At 38.4% G+C, this 21194-nt stretch carries 21 protein-coding genes and 1 tRNA gene; 1 reads left to right on the top strand and 21 read right to left on the bottom strand.

The window, feature by feature from the left end; genetic code table 11:
* Positions 1 to 285: 285 nt before the first annotated feature.
* The 21 genes from rlmH to B0I26_RS07610 all read right to left on the bottom strand — a co-directional run bounded on the left by rlmH (position 286) and on the right by B0I26_RS07610 (position 20349).
* Entirely contained in the window at positions 286 to 765 is a 480-nt protein-coding gene (gene rlmH / locus B0I26_RS07510; protein WP_111644832.1) for a 23S rRNA (pseudouridine(1915)-N(3))-methyltransferase RlmH, read from the bottom strand.
* An 83-nt stretch (positions 766 to 848) separates the two neighbouring features.
* Positions 849 to 1004, bottom strand: a complete 156-nt coding sequence (locus B0I26_RS07515; protein ID WP_111644833.1) for a CxxH/CxxC protein — start codon at positions 1002 to 1004, stop codon at positions 849 to 851.
* Between the two features lie 99 nt (positions 1005 to 1103).
* Complete coding sequence (locus B0I26_RS07520) at positions 1104 to 2321, bottom strand: S1C family serine protease (protein WP_111644834.1); 1218 nt, start codon at positions 2319 to 2321, stop codon at positions 1104 to 1106.
* 134 nt (positions 2322 to 2455) lie between these two features.
* Positions 2456 to 3250: an MBL fold metallo-hydrolase gene (locus tag B0I26_RS07525; protein ID WP_111644835.1), complete on the bottom strand. Its 795-nt coding sequence runs from the start codon at positions 3248 to 3250 to the stop codon at positions 2456 to 2458.
* 6 nt (positions 3251 to 3256) lie between these two features.
* Complete coding sequence (locus tag B0I26_RS07530; RefSeq protein ID WP_111644836.1) at positions 3257 to 4039, bottom strand: two-component system regulatory protein YycI; 783 nt, start codon at positions 4037 to 4039, stop codon at positions 3257 to 3259.
* A complete protein-coding gene (locus B0I26_RS07535) occupies positions 4026 to 5378 on the bottom strand; it encodes a YycH family regulatory protein (protein WP_181502780.1) in 1353 nt (450 codons plus the stop codon). Before B0I26_RS07535 ends, B0I26_RS07530 begins: the two co-directional genes overlap by 14 nt.
* Positions 5359 to 7194 carry a cell wall metabolism sensor histidine kinase WalK gene (gene walK, locus B0I26_RS07540; protein ID WP_111644838.1) on the bottom strand — a complete coding sequence of 612 codons (1836 nt, stop codon included), beginning with the start codon at positions 7192 to 7194 and terminating at the stop codon, positions 5359 to 5361. Before walK ends, B0I26_RS07535 begins: the two co-directional genes overlap by 20 nt.
* Positions 7195 to 7203: 9 nt before the next feature.
* Entirely contained in the window at positions 7204 to 7914 is a 711-nt protein-coding gene (yycF, locus tag B0I26_RS07545) for a response regulator YycF (RefSeq protein WP_111644839.1), read from the bottom strand.
* Between the two features lie 190 nt (positions 7915 to 8104).
* A tRNA-Phe gene (locus tag B0I26_RS07550) sits at positions 8105 to 8177 on the bottom strand.
* 187 nt (positions 8178 to 8364) lie between these two features.
* On the bottom strand, positions 8365 to 9651 hold the full coding sequence (locus tag B0I26_RS07555) for an adenylosuccinate synthase (protein WP_111644840.1): 1287 nt from the start codon (positions 9649 to 9651) through the stop codon (positions 8365 to 8367).
* Between the two features lie 176 nt (positions 9652 to 9827).
* Positions 9828 to 11192, bottom strand: coding sequence for a replicative DNA helicase (dnaB, locus tag B0I26_RS07560; RefSeq protein ID WP_111644841.1), 1365 nt, complete (start codon positions 11190 to 11192; stop codon positions 9828 to 9830).
* A gap of 108 nt (positions 11193 to 11300) precedes the next feature.
* Entirely contained in the window at positions 11301 to 11750 is a 450-nt protein-coding gene (gene rplI, locus B0I26_RS07565; RefSeq protein ID WP_111644842.1) for a 50S ribosomal protein L9, read from the bottom strand.
* Entirely contained in the window at positions 11747 to 13720 is a 1974-nt protein-coding gene (locus B0I26_RS07570) for a DHH family phosphoesterase (protein WP_111644843.1), read from the bottom strand. Before B0I26_RS07570 ends, rplI begins: the two co-directional genes overlap by 4 nt.
* A gap of 37 nt (positions 13721 to 13757) precedes the next feature.
* A complete protein-coding gene (locus B0I26_RS07575) occupies positions 13758 to 14690 on the bottom strand; it encodes a YybS family protein (RefSeq protein ID WP_111644844.1) in 933 nt (310 codons plus the stop codon).
* A gap of 109 nt (positions 14691 to 14799) precedes the next feature.
* Positions 14800 to 15033, bottom strand: coding sequence for a 30S ribosomal protein S18 (gene rpsR / locus B0I26_RS07580; protein WP_111644845.1), 234 nt, complete (start codon positions 15031 to 15033; stop codon positions 14800 to 14802).
* A 65-nt stretch (positions 15034 to 15098) separates the two neighbouring features.
* Positions 15099 to 15593, bottom strand: a complete 495-nt coding sequence (ssb, locus tag B0I26_RS07585; RefSeq protein ID WP_111644846.1) for a single-stranded DNA-binding protein — start codon at positions 15591 to 15593, stop codon at positions 15099 to 15101.
* A 25-nt stretch (positions 15594 to 15618) separates the two neighbouring features.
* Positions 15619 to 15906: a 30S ribosomal protein S6 gene (rpsF, locus tag B0I26_RS07590; RefSeq protein ID WP_111644847.1), complete on the bottom strand. Its 288-nt coding sequence runs from the start codon at positions 15904 to 15906 to the stop codon at positions 15619 to 15621.
* 106 nt (positions 15907 to 16012) lie between these two features.
* Positions 16013 to 17113: a redox-regulated ATPase YchF gene (gene ychF, locus B0I26_RS07595; protein WP_111644848.1), complete on the bottom strand. Its 1101-nt coding sequence runs from the start codon at positions 17111 to 17113 to the stop codon at positions 16013 to 16015.
* 76 nt (positions 17114 to 17189) lie between these two features.
* Positions 17190 to 19187 carry a molybdopterin-dependent oxidoreductase gene (locus B0I26_RS07600; RefSeq protein ID WP_111644849.1) on the bottom strand — a complete coding sequence of 666 codons (1998 nt, stop codon included), beginning with the start codon at positions 19185 to 19187 and terminating at the stop codon, positions 17190 to 17192.
* A 39-nt stretch (positions 19188 to 19226) separates the two neighbouring features.
* Entirely contained in the window at positions 19227 to 19424 is a 198-nt protein-coding gene (locus tag B0I26_RS07605) for a DUF951 domain-containing protein (protein WP_111644850.1), read from the bottom strand.
* Between the two features lie 25 nt (positions 19425 to 19449).
* A complete protein-coding gene (locus tag B0I26_RS07610) occupies positions 19450 to 20349 on the bottom strand; it encodes a mechanosensitive ion channel family protein (RefSeq protein ID WP_111644851.1) in 900 nt (299 codons plus the stop codon).
* Between the two features lie 190 nt (positions 20350 to 20539).
* On the opposite strand from B0I26_RS07610, the gene yyaC reads away from it, so the two are divergent.
* Positions 20540 to 21163, top strand: a complete 624-nt coding sequence (gene yyaC / locus B0I26_RS07615; RefSeq protein ID WP_111644852.1) for a spore protease YyaC — start codon at positions 20540 to 20542, stop codon at positions 21161 to 21163.
* Positions 21164 to 21194: the final 31 nt, after the last annotated feature.

Here is a 21194-nt window from a genome sequence, read left to right on the forward strand (position 1 = left end):
AATTATGAGGTGTTTTTTGAATATCGCTGAATAAAAATGTTTTATTTGTAAAATAGGATATAATTTAACTTGTTTAAAAATCGTTTTATTGTTAATTGAATGATTAAATATTCATTCGCTATAAATTATTTTTGAATTTTTATTCAGGGTGCGAAATGTAAGATCTAATTTTGATTTTAATTATATTAAATGACTGCATATTGTCAAGCCTATTATGGGGTTGTTCTCCCTCACCAATCCGTTTTAGATAACAAGTTTCCATCTTATCTCCAAAAATTTTTACCACTATTTGTGATACGGTTCTCCCCTATTAATGCGAAACGCCCTGTATATTTGTTCAAGAAGAATAAGCCGCATGAGCTGATGCGGGAACGTCATTTTCGAAAATGACAAGGCTTCGTCAGCCCGTTGCATGACTTGTTTGCTTAAACCAAGTGAGCCGCCAATAATAAAAGCGATTTTGCTTCGTCCATAGGTAGCTAGCTGGTCGATTTGTTTCGCAAATTCCTCGGATGATCGCATTTTTCCGTCAATCGCAAGGGCAATCACGTATGCATCAGGAGCAATTTTCGCCAAAATGCGCTCCCCTTCCTTTTGCTTAACCAACTCCACTTCATTGTCGCTCAGTTCTTCGGGTGCCTTTTCATCCAAAACTTCGAGAATTTCTACTTTTGCATAAGCAGAGAGCCGTTTGGCGTATTCATCAATTCCTTGTTTTAAATATTTTTCTTTCAGTTTGCCGACACAAATAATCGAGATATTCACAATTCATCCCCACTTTACAAACATAATATCCACAGAACTTATCCACATATTCACAAAATATATCCACATATTGTGTAGAAACATTAGTTCCCTACAATATATATTGCTTGATTATTGCAAAAATCACACCTTACTCCCTGATTATCCACAAAGATCTTCTCAATTTCCGGCGCCATTTCTTTTTCATCAACATACATATCAATTGCTAACTCAATATGATTTTCACAGCATCTATACATATTGATCCCTCCTGTTATCCACTTGTGGAAAAACAAAAACAGGAGAGCATTGACTCCCCTGTTGATAAATTATAGCCAAAATTCTTTTCATTTTTCTACTTAAAACGATTCTTTTGCTAGCTTCATTGTGACCGTTTGCTTTTTGCCTTCTCTGTAGAACGTCACTTTCATTTCATCTCCGATTGATTTTTCTGTATATAAATATTTTCTCAATTCAAGGACGTTACGAATTGGTTTGTCATCTAAAGCAACAATGACATCGAACTGTTTTAAACCAGCTTGTGCGGCCGGAGACATTGGTACAACTTGAACAATCGCCACTCCCTCAGTTACGTCTTCCGGTAAATGAAGCGTTTCTTGTAAATGATAAGAAGAAATATCACTTAACGAACGGAGTTCCACTCCCATATATGGACGGCGTACTTGTCCATATTTTTCTAAATCAGCAATAATCGGTTGAGCAAAATTAATTGGAATGGAAAATCCAATTCCTTCAACAGCTTCTTGAGCAATTTTCATTGAGTTAATACCGATAACTTGTCCTTCAATATTAACAAGAGCTCCGCCGCTGTTTCCAGGGTTAATGGCCGCGTCTGTTTGTAACACTTCCGCATTCCAATCCGGCATACCGTCTTGGTCTAAATCAACTTCAATCGTACGGTTCGTTCCTGAAATAATACCTTGCGTAACAGAACCGGCAAATTGAAGACCTAACGGGCTACCAATAGCGATGACCGGTTCGCCCGGTTTGACCACATCGGAATTGCCAAACTCCGCCACTTTCTTTACATGCTTCGCATCAATTTCAAGGACCGCTAAATCTGTCAACACATCACTTCCTAATAGTTTGGCAGGAACTCTTGTGCCGTCTTTTAAGCTAACTTCTATTTGGCTCGCGTTTTCCACAACGTGGTGATTCGTTACAATAAATGCTTTACCGTTTGCCTTTTTATAAATGACACCTGAACCTGTTCCTGCTTCACCGCCTTGAGACCAGAAGCTAGCTTCTTGAATATTGACAACTCCGACAACTGCGTCAGATACTTTATCAACGGCTTTCGTCACTTGGGACACGACATCGACCGCAACACTTTTTTGCACAACCGGCTTCTGGGACATATCTTCCTTCATTTCGTTCTCATCTCCCTTAATAGCTATATCATAAGGGAGAACATTCCATTTTGAAAGAGTCGGAATGGAAAACATGATTAATAATGCGCCTAAAATCGCGCCAACTAAAGCTGCTAAAAATGTGCCGCCGCGATTTCCTTTTTGTTTTTGTTGATACTGCTGATAATGATCGTCATAATACCCCACTGTGCTCACCAATCCTTTCATCGAAGAGGATGCTTTCAGTAAAAGGTAGTGTATGTATCTAACTACCATTATACTCCTCTGCACCGGTAAAAATCCATTATTAAAACATTAGCACAGCATGTCCAAAAATATCGTTACACATACGCCAGCTTTGTCGGAATTTTTGGATCTGTATCATATAAGTCAAACTGCTCTCCAACAATAATTCCTTTGCTTGCTAAGACTTGAGTAACGGACATTCTCGCCAACTCTTTCATATTATTATCTTGACTTAAATGCGCTAAATAAATGCGCTTTGTTTTCTCACCGATCACATCAGCTAAAGCAAGTCCGGCATCTTCATTGGAAACATGCCCAACATCGCTCAAAATACGGCGTTTAATATTCCATGGATAATGCCCCATTCTTAGCATTTCCACATCGTGGTTGCTTTCAAATACAAACACATCGGCATTCTTAATGATCCCTTTCATCCGGTCGCTTACATAGCCTGTATCGGTAATTAATACAAGCTTCTTGCCTTCATGATGAAACACATAAAACATCGGCTCAGCGGCATCATGGGAAACACCGAATGATTCAACATCAAGATCGCCAAACGTTTTTACTGTTCCCATTTGAAATACAAATTTTTGCTCAGTTGGAATATCGCCGATTAATCCTTCCATCGCTTTCCACGTCTTCTCATTAGCGTAAATCGGCAATTGATATTTTCGGGCAATGACACCGAGACCTTTAATATGGTCACTATGTTCATGGGTAACTAAAATGCCTGATAGCTGCTTCATATCCCGCTCAATTTGCTTGAACAGCTGTTCCATCTGTTTTCCGCTCAATCCTGCGTCAACAAGCAAACTGTTTCGTTCAGTTTCCACATAAAAGGCGTTTCCCGTACTTCCGCTTGCAAGGACGCTAAACCTTATACTCACTATGTCTCACTCCAGCATTTTATTTTCTTCATTAATGACTTGTCCTTCAAAAGCATTTACATAATAATCCTCTTTTCCATTCACAACAATACGCCATGTTGGCGTTAACACTTGTGAAGCTGTAAATTGAACAAGGGCATAATAACCGAGTTCAATATTCGTCACATGATCACCAGGATTTAAGTGATTTTTCTTATATAACGTTTCAATTGCTTTAATAGCGGGTACAATTTCTTGCTTTTCATATTCTTCCAAATCATGAAGCAGCGTTTGTTCATAAGAAATAATTTCATTATTTTCATTTAAATGCAGTACGAGCATACTGCTGACATTTTTATAAATGACTTTTCCGTTATACTTTTGAAAAAATAAAATCTCTTTTTCTTTTTCATCAAACTTCCAAAACGAATAATTTTCGCCTGAAATAATGTTTCGCTTTATGAAATTATTTAGGAAATATTGATCCCTTGGATTAGAAAGTGGAACAGGCTCAATAAATGATACCTCCAATACCGGTTGATTGCTAATTACGACTTTTTGATTAGGTAGCTTTTTTATTTCTTGAGCAGTAAATATTTTACTTTTTCCGCTTAAATAAGCTGCTTTTGTAATCTCCTTTGGCAGCTCAACATATGTAATTCCATTTGCTTCTAACTGTTCTTCAATCGTCGTTTCCAAAATAACATCCAGCTGGCTGCTGTTTCGTTTCTGAATAAATTGATAAGCCAAAAAAATATCGAGGATGAGGAATGTAATAATAAATATGGTCTTTGTTTTACTCCAATCCAATTACACTCCCCCCTCTGTTTCGTTCTTCGTTCTCTTTAAAAACAATTTTCCGCCATGTTCCGGCATATAAACAAAACCATGCAGGTTCCAATACAACAATTTTGTCTCTTTGCGAGTCTCTAATTAATTCATATCCTAAAGCAATATCATAAACTAGCTCTTTTTGAAATCCTTTCATGTTTTGCAATTGCTCAATAACCTCTCGTCCGGATGGCAATTGAACTGAAACGCTGGTCCGGTCAGCGATTTCAAGCCTGAAAATTGGACGGTAATATTTAATGATTTCGCTGTCTCCCCATTCTTGCACAACTTCGGACATACCAAATCGATTAAATACGGGATAGCTATTTGTCACTAAACGAAAAATAACTTTTCGTTCTTCCTCATCCCATTCCGCAAAATGATACGTATCTGTCCAGCCACCATGTTCATTAACAAAATCAATGCTTTTCTGAATTAAAAAAGGATCTTTCTCCTTTATCACTGTTCTTTGTGCAGCTGGATTGACATATGATAATATCTTTTGCGTAGCATTAACGTTCATGAGACTGGACCCATCCGTATATTCTTCACCATATGTTAATAAATCTCGCTTTACAAAGCTTGGATTACTAAAAAGCGCATCTTTAAATTTATCAGGGTCCAATTCATCCGTGTAATATTGCAAGCGGTTCATCGTAATAGGCCCTTCAGGAATAAATAAAGATTTTGTTGCATTGATATTATAAACAAAATAACGTGGATATTTTTCGGCTTGATAATAGTATGTGTTTTGAATTTCTTGAAGTGAGAAGTTGTTGACCGTTGTTTTATAAATTTTACGGTCCTTCATACATACAAAGTAAACAATTGCTTCCTCTTCTTTATCTACAGGAATGACAATTCGATCAAAACTGACCCCTTCAATGTCATCATCCTCGATTTTAAAAATATAACGATACATTTCAATTGGAAAATCATCGGGGTAAATGATTTCAATTTTTTCCTTTCCATGAAGAAAAGATAAAAAATCTTTCTTTGAAACGGTTAACGAGATATTTTCAAATTCATCAAACGACCACTTTTTCACTTGCTTCATCAATTTATTCATTTCCGTTTCCTGGACAATTCCATAGTGCTTTCTATCTTTATGAATCAATATTTTGGAAGGACGAATAATAATGCCTGCATCAACTTGAGCATTACTCACTGATACATTTTGAATATAATCTGAGTCAGCATTCTCGATAAAATCATACTTCGGTTGATATGTCCATAATGCCCCTGTTAAAACAATGCTGGTCAATACCAAAACGGTCAAAATAATTGTTTTTATTTTTTCATATGTCATTCCATTCATCCTCTTGAATACGATCAAGCGGTAAAGTAAAGAAAATGGTTGTGCCTTTGTTTTCTCGGCTTTCCGCCCAAATTTCACCGCCATGGGCGACAACAACCTCCTTTGCGATTGCCAAACCTAATCCTGTTCCACCAAGCTTTCTTGAGCGCGCTTTGTCTACGCGATAAAATCGTTCAAAAATCTTTGAAAGATCTGCTTTTGGAATTCCAACTCCTTCATCGCTTACACTAACTTCAATATGATTGCTTAACTCTTTTACACGAAACGTAATCTTACCGCCTTGAGGCGAATATTTTAACGCATTGGAGGTAATATTATCGAGCACTTGTGTAATTTTATCTTCGTCAATTTCAATGAATATCGCCTCGTCAGGTATTTTGCGAACAAACTGAACATTTTCTTGCTTTGTTAATTCAAAGCGATCAATAATTTTATGAAAATAGCGTGAAAAGTTCACCCATGATGTATTTAGCTTATAATCTTTACTGTCCAGCTTTGAAAGCTGCAATAAATCGTTGACTAAACGAATCATTCGTTCTGTTTCTGTCTGCGCTACTTCAATAAACCGCGGGGCAATTTCTTCATCTTTCCATGCTCCGTCAGCAAGCGCTTCTAAATAACTTTTCATCGTTGTTAAAGGTGTTCTCAGCTCATGCGAAACGTTCGCCACAAATTCTCTTCTCTCTTGGTCAATTTTTTCATGCTCAGTAATGTCATGTAGCACGACAATTAATCCGTTTATAAACCCTGTTTCCTTTTGAATAACAGATAAAGAAGCACGTAAAATATAAAGTTCATTATCCGTACTAAAATCTAAAATTAAAGAATCCCGTTCTTCTACTAAAGTTTCAAACGTATATTGTTCGTTTAAGCCCAATACATCAATAATCGAGCTGGAAAGAACTGTTTCACGTGAAACATTTAATATATTAAGCGCTGCATCGTTGATTAAAATAATTCTGCCTTTTCTATCAGTTGCAATCACTCCATCGGTCATATGCGTCAAAACAGAGGCCAGCTTTCGCCGTTCTCCTTCTGTTGTCGCCTGAGCTTCCTGCAATCTTTTTGTTAAGTTGTTAAATGTTATTGCCAGCTGTCCAATCTCATCATAACCATATACTTTTACTTTTCGTGAAAAATTCCCCTTTGTCATCGCGAGCGCTTGTTTTCTCATGTCAGAAATGGGCCGCGTAATTGTTCGCGCCAATAAAATGCCTAACAAAGCTGTAATAGCCAGAGCGATCCCCGTTCCTGTTGCTAAAATCATATTAATTTGTTTCATTTGTGAAAAGACATTTTCCATCGAAGCGATCACGTAAATCGCTCCTTTTATTTCTCCATCCGATTTAATCGGTGTCGAAGAAATGTACATTCGATGTCTCGTGTTGGGATCTACTAACGGCTTGTCCACTTCCACTGTTTCACCAGCTACTAATGTTCGCTTGACAAATATTTCAGTTGTCCTTTTGCCGACAATATTTTGTTTATATGGATTTGATGTTCCTAATACTTTACTTTTATGATCAATCACTCTGACTTCGGAAATGTCCTGCGAGACAAAATCTTGCAACAGAAGTCGAATATCTTCTTCCAGCGTCGGGCTATTCTTATCCCGCTCTTTATTCATTGCTTGCTCTACATTGTATGCAAGTAGTGTCACACGCTCATTTAAAGAGTTTTTAAAATTATTAATAAGCTGCTCTTCCAATTGTCTGACAAAGTACACACCGATAATTTGCATCGCAACAAGAATTAAAAGAACATAAATGAGAACAAACTTAAAATGAATTGAACGAAATGGTCCAACTTTTTTCATTTTCTTCCTTTACTCCTGTTCTGGATTGCGCAAATAATATCCTACTCCCCGGCGCGTTACAATCCATGTCGGATGGGATGGGTTATCCTCAATTTTTTCCCGCAAACGGCGCACTGTGACGTCAACTGTCCGCACATCTCCATAGTAATCGTATCCCCATACCGTTTGCAGCAAATGTTCACGCGTCATAACTTGACCAATATGTTTGGCGAGATAATGAAGCAATTCAAACTCGCGATGAGTCAGTTCAATTTTTTCTCCGCGCTTAGATACGATGTAAGCATCCGGATGAATAATGAGAGAGCCTATGACAATTTCGCCTGTATCATTGTTCCCGTCAAGAACATTTGCAATTTGTTGATGACGGCGCAAGTTTGCTTTTACACGAGCAAGCAATTCCCTTGTACTGAATGGCTTTGTCACATAATCATCCGCACCTAATTCTAAACCAAGGACCTTATCAATCTCTGAATCTTTAGCGGTTAACATAATAATCGGCATATCATACTTTTTTCTTACTTCTCTGCATACTTCCATTCCATCTTTTTGTGGAAGCATAATGTCTAACAGAATAAGGTCAGGTACAAGTTCTTCTACTTTTTGCAATGCTTCCACTCCATCATAAGCACAAACGACTTCATACCCTTCTTTTTTTAAATTAAATTGTAAAATATCCGCAATCGGTTTTTCATCATCGACAACAAGAATCCTCTTTTTCATCGTGATTCACATCCCTTCTCTTCTTCTCATTTCTATTAATCACATCTGATGTGCTAGACGATTTTTTAAAGATAAGTACATTTATAATTTACCACGTTACATAACCTAATTCACTTATTAACCATTACCAATATTAGGATAAATAAAAAAAGCATAGACACATTCGTGTATCTATGCTTTGCATAAAAAGTGGCTCGGGACGGAATCGAACCGCCGACACAAGGATTTTCAGTCCTTTGCTCTACCGACTGAGCTACCGAGCCATGTTATTTTAATGACATCTCTTATGTTAACATATGAATGTTGATTTTGACAAGTGTTTTCTAAAAATATTTTCTTTATAAAACATTGATTCTTGTTTTAATGCCGTTATTCATTGTAACAAAGAGGCTGTCTCAAAAGCCAAAGGTCAGACCCTTATGAGACAGCCTCTTCTTGTTCTGCCTATTATTAAGCATATACGCTGCGGACAACGTTTGTTTGTGAACGGTCTGGGCCTACAGAGAAAATGGATAAAGGAATCCCTGTTAACTGAGAGATGCGTTCAACATAATGACGAGCATTTGCCGGAAGTTCATCGAGACTTTTTACGCCCGTAATATCTTCTGTCCATCCAGGAAGCTCTTCATATACCGGCTCGCATTCTGCCAACACTTTTAAACTTGCTGGAAATTCCTCAATTATTTGCCCTTTGTAGCGATAAGCAACACAAATTTTTAATGTTTCAATTCCTGTCAAAACATCAATGGAGTTTAAAGATAAGTCGGTAATTCCACTGACGCGGCGGGCATGGCGGACAACGACGCTGTCAAACCAGCCGACGCGGCGCGGTCGACCTGTCGTCGTACCATATTCGCGTCCTACTTCGCGGATACGGTCGCCGATTTCATCTTTTAGTTCTGTTGGGAATGGACCATCACCGACACGAGTTGTATAAGCTTTTGCCACACCGACAACATGTTTAATTTTTGTCGGCCCAACACCTGAACCGATCGTCACTCCGCCAGCTACTGGATTAGAAGAAGTAACGAACGGATATGTGCCTTGGTCAATGTCGAGCATAACGCCCTGGGCACCCTCGAATAATACGCGCCGGCCCTCGTCTAAAGCATTATTTAAAACAACAGATGTATCACAAACATATTTGGCAATTTGTTGACCATATTCATAATACTCATCTAAAATATCTTCCAGTTTAAATCCTTCAACACCGTATACTTTTTCAAATAATATGTTTTTCTCTTCTAGATTGCGGGCAAGTTTCTCCTCAAATACTTCACGATCAAGTAAATCGGCAATGCGAATGCCAATGCGGGCCGCTTTATCCATGTAAGCTGGTCCAATTCCTTTTTTCGTTGTTCCGATTTTATTAGCGCCTTTTCTCTCTTCTTCTACTTGATCTAACTTTAAATGATAGGGCAAAATCACATGGGCGCGATTGCTTATGCGTAAATTATCTGTACTAACGCCGCGTTCATGTAAGTATTTTAGTTCCTCTACTAACGCCTTCGGATCGACAACCATTCCGTTTCCGATCACACAAATTTTATCTTTATAAAAAATCCCTGATGGAATAAGATGCAATTTATATTTTTCGCCATTAAACACGATCGTGTGTCCTGCGTTGTTTCCACCTTGATATCTTGCCACAACTTCCGCATTTTCTGAGAGAAAATCTGTAATTTTCCCTTTTCCTTCATCTCCCCATTGTGTCCCGACAACAACAACTGAAGACATGATGAGCACCTCCGCTTTTGTCTCAAATAAGAACATTTTATTTTTACCAAACATAGTAAGTGTATCAGTTTTATGGATGAAAGTCAATAAAATCCGAACATTTATAATGTTATTTCAATATTTTATTCGTATTAATAGAAATTAAAAAAATTCCCTCCTAAAATGCTGAAGAAGGGTTATGCACCAGGAGGGATATTCGCATCATCAAAACGGCGCTCTAAATTAACGAATTTATTGTACTCTTTAATAAATGCCAATTGCACTGTTCCAACCGGGCCATTCCGCTGCTTCGCAATAATAATTTCAATAATGTTCTTATTTTCTGAGTCTTTATCATAGTAATCATCGCGATATAAAAACGCGACAATATCAGCGTCTTGTTCAATGCTTCCCGATTCACGAATATCGGACATCATTGGCCGCTTATCCTGCCGCTGTTCGACGCTGCGGGATAGCTGCGATAGAGCGATAACCGGAACTTCTAATTCGCGGGCAAGCGCCTTTAAGGAGCGGGAAATTTCCGATACCTCCTGCTGACGGTTTTCACGATTTCTGCCGCTGCCTTGAATCAATTGCAAATAATCGATCAATACCATTCCTAACCCGCTTTCTTGCTTTAAGCGGCGACATTTTGCACGAATTTCACTGACACGAATACCTGGAGTATCGTCGATATAAATTCCCGCATTCGATAAGCTCCCCATTGCCATTGTTAACTTCCCCCAATCCTCTGGGGTCAGTTTGCCTGTACGTAAATTTTGCGCATTAATGTTTCCTTCCGCGCATAACATCCTCATTACAAGCTGCTGGGCACTCATTTCTAAACTGAAAATCGCTACATTTTCATTCGTTTTTGTCGCCACATTTTGAGCAATATTGAGGGCAAATGCTGTTTTTCCAACAGAAGGACGGGCAGCGACAATAATTAAATCACTGCGCTGAAATCCTGCTGTCATTCGATCAAGTTCAATAAAACCGGTTGGAATTCCAGTAACTTCCCCTTTGCGATTATGAAGCATTTCAATATTATCGTACGTTTGAACAAGAATATCTTTTATATTTTGGAAACCCCCTGTATTTTTCCGTTGGGAAACTTCCATAATTTTCTTTTCCGCTTCATTTAGAAGGTCATTGACTTCATCTTCTCTTGTATATCCTTCTTGAGCGATCGAGGTGGCTGTACGAATTAACCGGCGCAAAATCGATTTTTCTTCCACAATGCGTGCATAGTATTCCACGTTAGCCGCTGTTGGGACAGAGTTAGCCAATTCGCTTAAATACGAAACGCCGCCAACCTCTTCTAACATTTTCGCATCCGCTAACTCTGCTGTTACTGTTACTAAATCAACAGGTTCTCCTTTGTCGGCCACTTTCAGCATCGCATGAAAAATCTTCTGATGGGAAGCGCGGTAAAAATCTTCTGGAACAAGAACTTCAGAAGCTAACGTTAACGCAGCTGAATCGAGAAAAATCGCTCCTAATACGGCCTGTTCTGCTTCGATATTTTGCGGTGGAATACGGTCAGCAAATAAATCACTCATCCTTTTCACCTTCCTTTCCTCTTATTCCCGCGAACTGATTAACAATAAGAAAAATGTGATTATTATGAAGAAAACCATCTTCATAAAATCACATTTTTATCAATTTAATTATTTTTGCTCACTTACATGTACTTTTAATGTCGCTGTTACTTCCGGATGCAGCTTAATTGGTACATTTGTATATCCTAGCGAACGAATGGCATCGTTTAATTCAAATTTCCGTTTATCAATTTTAATATTGTGCTGACTTTGAAGCGCTTCGGCAATTTGCTTACTTGTAATCGAGCCAAACAGGCGTCCGCCTTCTCCTGCTTTTGCTGAAAGTTCCACTGTTAACTGTTCCAGCTGTTCTTTTAGTTGTTTGGCTCTAGCTAACTCTTCTTCAGCTTCCCGCTTTTGTTTATTTTTTTGCGCTTCTAATGCTTTAAGATTGGCTGGAGTAGCCTCTATTGCCAAACCTTGTCTAAAAAGGAAATTTTGCGCATAACCATCTGCTACATTTTTCACTTCACCTTTTTTCCCTTTTCCTTTTACATCTTTTAAGAAAATGACTTTCATAGTTTATTACCCCCTTCTAAATAATCATCAATGGCTGCCTTAAGCCGCTTTTCTGCTTCCTCCAATGTCATATCGCGGAGCTGGGCAGCTGCATTTGTTAAATGCCCGCCTCCTCCAAGACTTTCCATGATTACTTGAACATTGATATCTCCTAAAGAACGGGCACTTATCCCTATCGTTTGATCGTCCCTCTTCGAAATAACGAATGAAGCAGCAACACCATTTAGCGACAACAATGTATCGGCTGTTTGTGCAATTAATACTTGATCATATGTTTCATTTGCATTTCCTTTCGCAATCGCAATGCCATTGACATCAATAGATGCATTTTCAATGATTTTAGCACGCTTTAAATAATTGCTCATATTTTCTTTTAATAACTTCTGAACAAGGACTGTATCGGCTCCTTGAGCGCGCAAATAAGAAGCAGCATCAAACGTGCGGGAGCCGGTCCTTAACGTAAAGCTTTTTGTATCAACAACAATACCGGCGAGCAAAGCTGTTGCCTCCAACATCGTTAACTTCATTCGTTTCGGTTGATATTCAAGCAGTTCTGTTACAAGTTCCGAAGTCGAAGACGCATATGGTTCCATATACACAAGAAGCGGATCGTTAATAAATTCTTCACCGCGGCGGTGATGATCAATAACGACTACATTATCAATTCTAAACAATAATTTTTCTTCGATCACGAGAGAAGGCTTATGTGTATCAACCACAATGAGCAGCGTATCATCTGTGGCGATTTCAAGAGCTTCTTCTGAAGAAATAAAACGAGACCAAAGTTCTGCATGTTTTTTTATTTCTTCAATTAACCGTTGAACTCCTGAATCGGTGCGGGCTGTATCGATAACAATAAAACCTTCTTTTTGATTGAGCTGGGCCACTTTCAAAATACCAATACAAGCACCTAATGCATCCATGTCAGGATATTTATGTCCCATAATGAGCACTTTATCACTTTCGGTAATCAACTCTTTTAATGCATGAGAAATGACCCTCGCCCGAACCCGTGTCCGTTTTTCCATTGGATTTGTTTTGCCGCCGTAAAATTTCACTTTTCCGTTCGTTTGTTTAATCGCTACTTGGTCACCGCCGCGACCTAATGCTAAATCTAAGCTTGATTGTGCCAACGCTCCTAACTCCGGCAAAGAGGAAACTCCTGAGCCAATTCCGATACTTAACGTTAATTGAATATTATTTTTCATCGTTTGCTCGCGAACTTCATCTAATATCGAAAACTTATTTTTCTCAAGCTGCTGTAAAATATGTTCATTCATCACAGCAATAAAGCGGTCAGAAGAAGTTCTTTTTAAAAACAAACCGTAATCATTTGCCCATTTATTCAAAATCGACGTCACTTGACTATTAATTTGGCTTTTCGTTTGATCGTCCAATCCTTGAGTGACTTCATCATAGTTATCAAGAAAAATAACTCCTAATACCGTCCTTTCTTCTGCATATTGTTTTTCGAGTTCTACTTGTTCCGTTACATCAAAAAAGTATAAAAGCCTTTCTTCTCTTTTAACAATTACCCTAAACTTTCTGCCATGAATATCAATCACTTCTGTATCCGTTTCCTGCTTTATAAGCGGGATTAATTGCTCAGCAATATCATATAGCGAGCGGCCAACTAACGTATCCTCATTAAAACAAGAAGCTAAAAACGAGTTTGTCCACTCAATCCCATAATCATCATTAATCAGCATGATCCCTATAGGCATTTCCATTAATGCCTCTTCGCCAACTTTTTTGATCCGATAGGAAAGAGTGGAAATATATTCTTCCATTTCTTTATCTAACGCCTGTTGTGACTTCAGCCAATAATAAATCACAAATCCAAGGAGCAATAAACATGCTAACCCAATCATCCATTGGAAATAGGAAACAATGACGATAAAAATCAGCGACAATCCAATTAAGGCATATATGGGATAGCGATATGCCTGCTTTTTATAAAAATTAGACATTAATGTCAGCTCCTAAGTTACAAGTAGTATAAAATACTTATTTATTAATATGCTTCCTCAATTCAAATCCTAAATCAATTATACCTAAGATTGCGATAAGATAAAGCAAAAATGGAACCATGAAAGAAATAATCGTAAAAACGCCTGCTATTCCTCTCGCTAAACCTTTTTGATGACTAACGTAATGGATAAATGAAAAACCTTGAATGATCATTAAAATTTGCAGTAAATAATAAATATTCAGTATGGCTATATAAACAAACGTTCCTTTTTCTATTGGGAAAAAGGTTGCAAGGACGACTAGCAAATAGTACCATAAAAGACTTTTAGGAAAGACGATATGACGAAAAGGCGGCCAAGCCCCCACATTTATTCTTAAGCGTTTTAATATTGGCATCGAGATTAAAATCGTTACATAAGATAAAACAGATGCGGCTATAACGAAAAAAGTTGGAATGATATAGCTGAGCAACTCCAGTCCTTCATTAAAGCGCTCCACAAGTTCTTTTGGCGGCTGATTTCCCGTTGCTTCCATAAACTTAAAAGCATGATGAAAAGCATTTCTCAATAATGATATCGCTTCTTTGATTACATCAAACTGCAAAAATACAACAGAAATAATGTAATCAATAATCATCCCAACTAAAAAGGCAATCGTTCCTGCCAATAAAATCATATAATGATTTTTCATTTTAGACAAAAGCGAACCAATGACAATTCCGCTCATTCCAAACATAAGTGCAACAGGCATAGAAAGTATGGAACCAATGACTGAAGAGATGATTAACGATACGAAAAGTAATAATAACCCATTTCTAATCCCGTGCCTGATAGTAAAAATGATAAAAGGAAGGGATAAAAATAAAGCGGCAACCGCTCCTAATAAAGGAATATTGAGAGAAACGAAAAACAAAACAAGAAAAATCGCCAGTTGAATAGCACCTTCTGTAAGAACATATGTATTTTTCACTTGTCCCCCTCCTTAAAATCGTGAATCATTACTTTAACTTAGTAAGCATTGCTGATTTAAGAACAAAAAATAAAAAGCAGTAAGGACCCCCCCTACTGCCTTTTCATTATTATTCCGCAACGTATGGCAATAATGCCATTTGACGAGCGCGTTTGATTGCAACCGTTAATTTGCGTTGATATTTTGCGCTTGTTCCAGTTACACGCCGAGGTAAAATTTTACCGCGTTCAGAAATAAATTTCTTTAATGTTTCAACATCTTTATAGTCGATGTGTGTGATGCCGTTTGCTGTAAAATAGCACACTTTACGACGTTTTGCGCGTCCACCTTTACGTGCTGCCATCCCTTTTTCCTCCTTCCTATTTTTTGATCTGCCTTTGGCGTTAAGCGCTCGCTTCCGCTTTTCTATTAAAACGGTAAGTCGTCATCGGAAATATCGATTGTTTGTCCATCATTGGCAAATGGATCTTCATCGATGCGACTAAATCCTGGATCGTTTGTGCTGCGTGGGTTCTGATTTGGTCCAAATGGAAACGGATCACCGTAGTAGCCGCCTGCTGTCGTACCACGTTGTTCTGAGCTACTTTTCGGTTCTAAAAATTGAACGCTATCAGCCACCACTTCAGTCACATATACTCGTCTTCCGTCTTGACCTTCGTAGCTTCTTGTCTGCAGCCGACCGTCTACTCCCGCTAAACTGCCTTTCTTTAAGAAGTTGGCAACGTTTTCTGCGGGACGACGCCAAACAACACAGTTAATGAAATCTGCTTCGCGCTCACCTTGTTGATTTGTAAATGTCCGGTTAACAGCCAGTGTAAACGTGGCAACAGCTACTCCATTTGGAGTATAGCGTAATTCCGGGTCTCTTGTAAGCCTTCCTACAAGAATTACGCGGTTAATCATCAGAACCACTCCTTAAAAAGGGAAATTATTCTTCCTCTTTTACGACGATGTGACGAATAATGTCTTCGCTAATTCTCGCTAAACGGTCAAATTCTTGTACCGCTTTAGGCTCAGACACTACGTTCACAATCATGTAGTAACCGTCGCGAAATTTTTCGATTTCATATGCTAAGCGACGTTTACCCCACTCTTTTACGTTTGTAATTTCCGCGCCATTTTCGGTTAAAACGTTGTTGAAACGCTCAACTAACGCTTTTCTTGCTTCATCGTCCATATTTGGGCGGATGATGTACATGATTTCGTATTTTCTCATCACAGTCACCTCCTTTTGGTCTCAACGGCTCTATAGACAGAGCAAGGAGCAATAAAGCATTACTCACATTTTTTGATTATAACATGGTGCAAAGACCGATGCAATATTAAACATTGAAGCGGAAATGCATAATATCGCCGTCTTGTACTTCGTAATCCTTTCCTTCCAGGCGCACTTTGCCTGCCTCGCGCGCCGCCGCCATTGAACCGCAAGCAACTAAATCTTCATAAGAAACGGTTTCAGCACGAATAAAACCGCGCTCAAAGTCCGAATGAATAATCCCTGCACATTGCGGAGCTTTCATACCTTTACGGAACGTCCAAGCACGTACTTCCTGTTCTCCGGCAGTAAAGTAAGTCGCTAAGCCAAGTAAATTGTAAGCTGCACGAATTAATTGATCTAATCCGGATTGTTTAATGCCAAGCTCTTGTAAAAACAGCTCTTTTTCTTCATCATCAAGTTCAACGATTTCCGCTTCGACCTTCGCACAAATAACAATGACCTCGGCATTGTCATTTTTCGCAAACTCGCGCACTTGCTGCACAAACGGATTGTTGTATGGATCAGCTAAGTCCTCTTCACCGACATTCGCCACATATAACATCGGCTTAATCGTTAACAAATGAAGATGCTTAACAACTTTCATTTCTTCTTCCGTAAATTGCAGCGTACGCGCTGCTTTTCCTGCTTCAAACGTTTCTTTTAAACGGAGAAGAATATCGTATTCAAACATCGCGTCTTTATCTTTTTGCTTGGCCATTTTACCTACGCGATCAATGCGCTTATCAACCGTCTCAAGGTCAGCTAAAATAAGCTCTAGATTGATTGTTTCGATATCAGCAATCGGATCTACTTTCCCGGCAACGTGAGTAATATTTTCATCAGCAAAACAACGTACTACTTGGCAAATCGCATCTACTTGGCGAATATGAGATAAAAACTTATTTCCTAATCCTTCTCCCTTACTTGCGCCTTTTACAATTCCAGCGATATCCGTAAATTCAAAAACTGTAGGTACTGTTCTTTTTGGTTTTACTATTTCAGTCAATTTTTTTAATCGCTCATCAGGAACTTCAACGATTCCTACGTTTGGCTCAATTGTACAGAATGGATAGTTGGCTGATTCAGCTCCTGCTTTCGTTATCGCATTAAATAATGTCGATTTTCCGACGTTAGGAAGACCGACAATTCCTGCTGTTAATCCCATTTATTTTCACTCCTCTTTCAAACCGTAAACATCTTTCACAATTATAGGATAGTAGTAAAAGAAATGACAAGCATCTCTATATTTTTTCAAGAGTAACTAAACAATCATATAATGTGCTGCCAACACCGTTGTCAGACTCAAGATCGGATGTTAAAACATTAACACTTCCGCCAAATTTTTGCCACTGTCCCTCATCAATATTAATCGTTTTTGGATGGGCTTTCTTCATCACCTTTATATTTCCGATGAGTTCACCGCGGTCATTAAATACTTTTACAAGGTCGCCGTCCTTTAACCCTTTTTCGATTGCAATATCCTCGGAAACTTCTATTTTCACAGACTGCATTGATTCAAGCAAATGATAATACTGAGAATGATTGGAACGAAGCGGATGAATCGTTAACAATGTATAAGGATATTTACTTTCTAATTTTGAATTGCCAACTTCCGCCGGATACATTATTTTCAGCTTTCCGTCAAATCCTTTTTGTCTGGCAAGCAAGGAAGTAAACTCGTACTTTCCGCTCGGTGTTTTAAATTGATAATCATCCCATGGAACTGGTTTTACCGGAAGAAGTATATGTTTTTCTTGTTTTAACTTTTCCAAAGTAATTCCATGTTTTTCAAGATGGCTTAAACCCATTTTTAAAAACTCTTCCCTTGAGTAAGCAAAATCATCACCGAAGCCAAGCCGCTTTGCCAGTTCCGTCCAAATCCAAAGATCGGATTTCGCTTCGCCAGGCGGTTCAACAATGGCTGGGCCGTAATTGACATAAGCATGGTACATTGACGAATAATAAATATCTTCCTCTTCAAACACAGTCGTCGTTGGTAATACGTAATCGGCAAGTTCCGCTGTATCGGTCATAAACTGTTCAAACACAACAACCGTTTCAACGGATTGAAATGCTTTTTTTACTAGATTTGTGTTTGGTACTTGAGTAAGCGGATTGCCGCATGTGACGATAATCATCTTAATTGGCGGATTTTTGGCCTGCAAAATTCCTTCTGCCTGCTTCATCATTGTAAATGTTCTTGAAGCTGTTTTCCTTTCCGGCAACGTTAACGCTTTTATATTAAAGCTTTGTCCTACTTGAAGATTGCCAAAATTCGCGCCGCCTCCCGGGATTCCGATATTGCCGCTTACAGCAACTAATGCATCTATTAAACGAATCGTATTTCCGCCATTGGCATATCGTTGCATTCCTAATCCTAAATACGTCATCGTTGGGCGGTTTCCATATATATAGGCAAGTTCTGTAAACACTTCACGGCGAACTTCAGTGATCTCGATAATTTCATCAAGCGTGATTTGTTCCATTAGCGCTAACAAGTCTTCAAAACCGACTGTGTAGTTCTTAATAAATGTTTGATCCTCAAGCCCAAGGCGAAGCAATTCTTTCATAATACCAATCGCAAGAAAACCATCCATTCCCGGTTTTATCGAAACATACATATCGGCTATTTTTGCAGTTTGGTTAAAAATCGGGTCAATAACAATCAACTTAGTTCCTTGTTTTTTGACTGCTTGAAGATGCTGGAATAAGTGCATATTGGTGCGTGCAACATTTCTTCCCCAGATGACAACGTTTTTGCTGTTGTAAATATCTTCTGGAGCGTGGCTATAGGAACTGCCAAAATCCCATGTTTGCGCTTCAATTCCCGCCCCCCAGCAAAGGCTGCCCGTTAATTCTGTAACTCCCCCAAAGCAATTAAAAAAGCGCTGATCTAAATTTTTCAACAATCCATTGTTTGCATAATCGTGGCTATGGAGAATAGCAGTTGTCCCGTATTTTTCTTTCATTTCTTTCATTTTTTCAGCAATTTCATTTAATGCTTGTTCCCAAGCAATTCTGATGAATTGTCCATTCACTTTTTTGAGCGGATAAAGCAGCCGTTCTCTTGAATTTGTTCTCGTTTCCAGCATGCGGCCGCGACTGCAAATTTTTCCCTGCGTAATCGGATGGCTCTCGTCTCCTTCTACTTTCACTACTTTGCCATTTTCTACCGTTACCGTAAATCCACACGTATCCCAACAGTTTAACGGACAAGAGGATTGATATGTAGCTGCCATACTCCTAACCCCTTTCCTTATAGAAATAGCATGAGGAAATTATTCCTCATGCTTTACTAATACCTTTTTTAATTTTCTTACAAACTCTTTGCGCGGCATTAACACGCTATGAGCACACCCTTCGCATTTAATGCGGATATCCATGCCCATTCGAATAATTTTCCAGCGATTTGTTCCGCAAGGATGCGGCTTTTTCATTTCAACGATGTCGTACAAATTAAATTCTTTATTAAGCAACGGAATCCCGCCTTTCTTCGATTATTTAAGCATCTGATTTCATCGTTTTTTGCACCGGTTCCGCTTCCTCTTGGCGATTATAAAGGACAAGGCGCGGAAACGGTATCTCGATTCCATGCTCATCTAATCGAAGTTTTATTTCCTTGCGTAACGCCCGGGCAATAAACCAATGACGCATTGGCTTCGTTTCGCAAGTTACTCTCAGAACAATTTCAGATTGCCCGAAATTTTGAATTCCTAATAGCTCTGGCGCTTTAACCATATCTTCATACTTTGCCGGCAGTTCCGCCAGCAGCTCGCGAATGATATTTTCCGTTCTTTCAATATCTCCTTCATAAGCAATGCTAACATCAACAACGGCTATACTGTTATTTAACGAGAAGTTTGTTACTTGATTAATACTTCCATTAGGGAGAATGTGAACTTCTCCTGTCCAACTTTTGATTTTCGTTGTTCTTAGGCCAATTTCCTCTACATAACCTTCAAAGTTTCCAATGCGAACGTAGTCACCGACAGAAAATTGATCTTCAAAAATAATGAAAAAGCCGGTAATGATATCTTTTACTAAGCTTTGTGCCCCAAAACCGACAGCAAGACCGACAATCCCTGCACCGGCAAGAATCGTTGTTACTGGAATTCCCACTGTATCTAAAATCATCATAATAACAACGAAATAAACAACATATGTCAATACATTATCTAATAAGCGTAATAATGTCGCTTCTCTACGCTCTGAAATTCGTAATGAGGTTTTCTGGCGTACTTTAAATACGTTATGCAAAGCCAATTTAACAATTTTTAAAAAAACGGTTGATAAAACGATAATGGCAATAATTTTCACTAAACCTAAGCCGATATTCATCCATAAATCTTCATTGGTAAGAATCCTCAACATTTTATTGTATAACTTTTCCACGCTGCTCACAAAATGTACACCTCTATCTAAATTAGTTGCCTATACAGATGATTCGTTGAATACATAAATTATTTTACCAAGATTTCATGTTTATTTATAGCGATATACATTGTTATAACAAAAAATAGCTTAGATATGTATAGAAATTTGTTATTTTCCGTATACTGTTAATACTTAAATGAAATCGGGAGTGAAAATAATGAGCTTAAAGTCTGCCTTTTTTGGTCAGAAGGGTGGGAAAGAACGGATTTTCTACGATGAACAAGATGCTTCCACACTAGTGGCAATGAGACTCACTTCTTTATTGAATTCTAATTTATCCCAACCAATTGCCATCGTGTGCATCGGAACAGACCGTTCCACTGGAGATTCTCTTGGTCCGCTTGTTGGAACGATGTTAAAAGAAAAAGATGTTTCTTCTTTCCATGTGTACGGTACATTAGAAGATCCCATCCACGCAATGAACTTACAAGAAAAGTTAAACATGATTCGCTCGCTTCATGAAAATGCATTTATCATTGGAATTGATGCTTGCTTAGGCAGATTAAAAAGCGTCGGTGCAATCACGATCGGAGAAGGACCGGTACGGCCAGGAGCAGGAGTGAACAAGGATTTACCTCCCGTTGGTGATATTCATATTACCGGAACTGTTAATGTGAGCGGTTTTATGGAATTTTTTGTTTTGCAAAATACACGACTTCATTTAGTTATGAATATGGCGAAGACGATTGCGAGCGGTATTTATGAAGCTGATTTACAATTAACGAGAAGAAGCCATTTAGCAAAGCTCAATATGAATCATGAACAGTATAAATTTTTTTAAAATAAATAAATCCCCTCTTTCTTAAACAACA

The organism is Paranoxybacillus vitaminiphilus (assembly GCF_003259935.1).
Taxonomy (GTDB): Bacteria; Bacillota; Bacilli; order Bacillales; family Anoxybacillaceae; genus Paranoxybacillus; species Paranoxybacillus vitaminiphilus.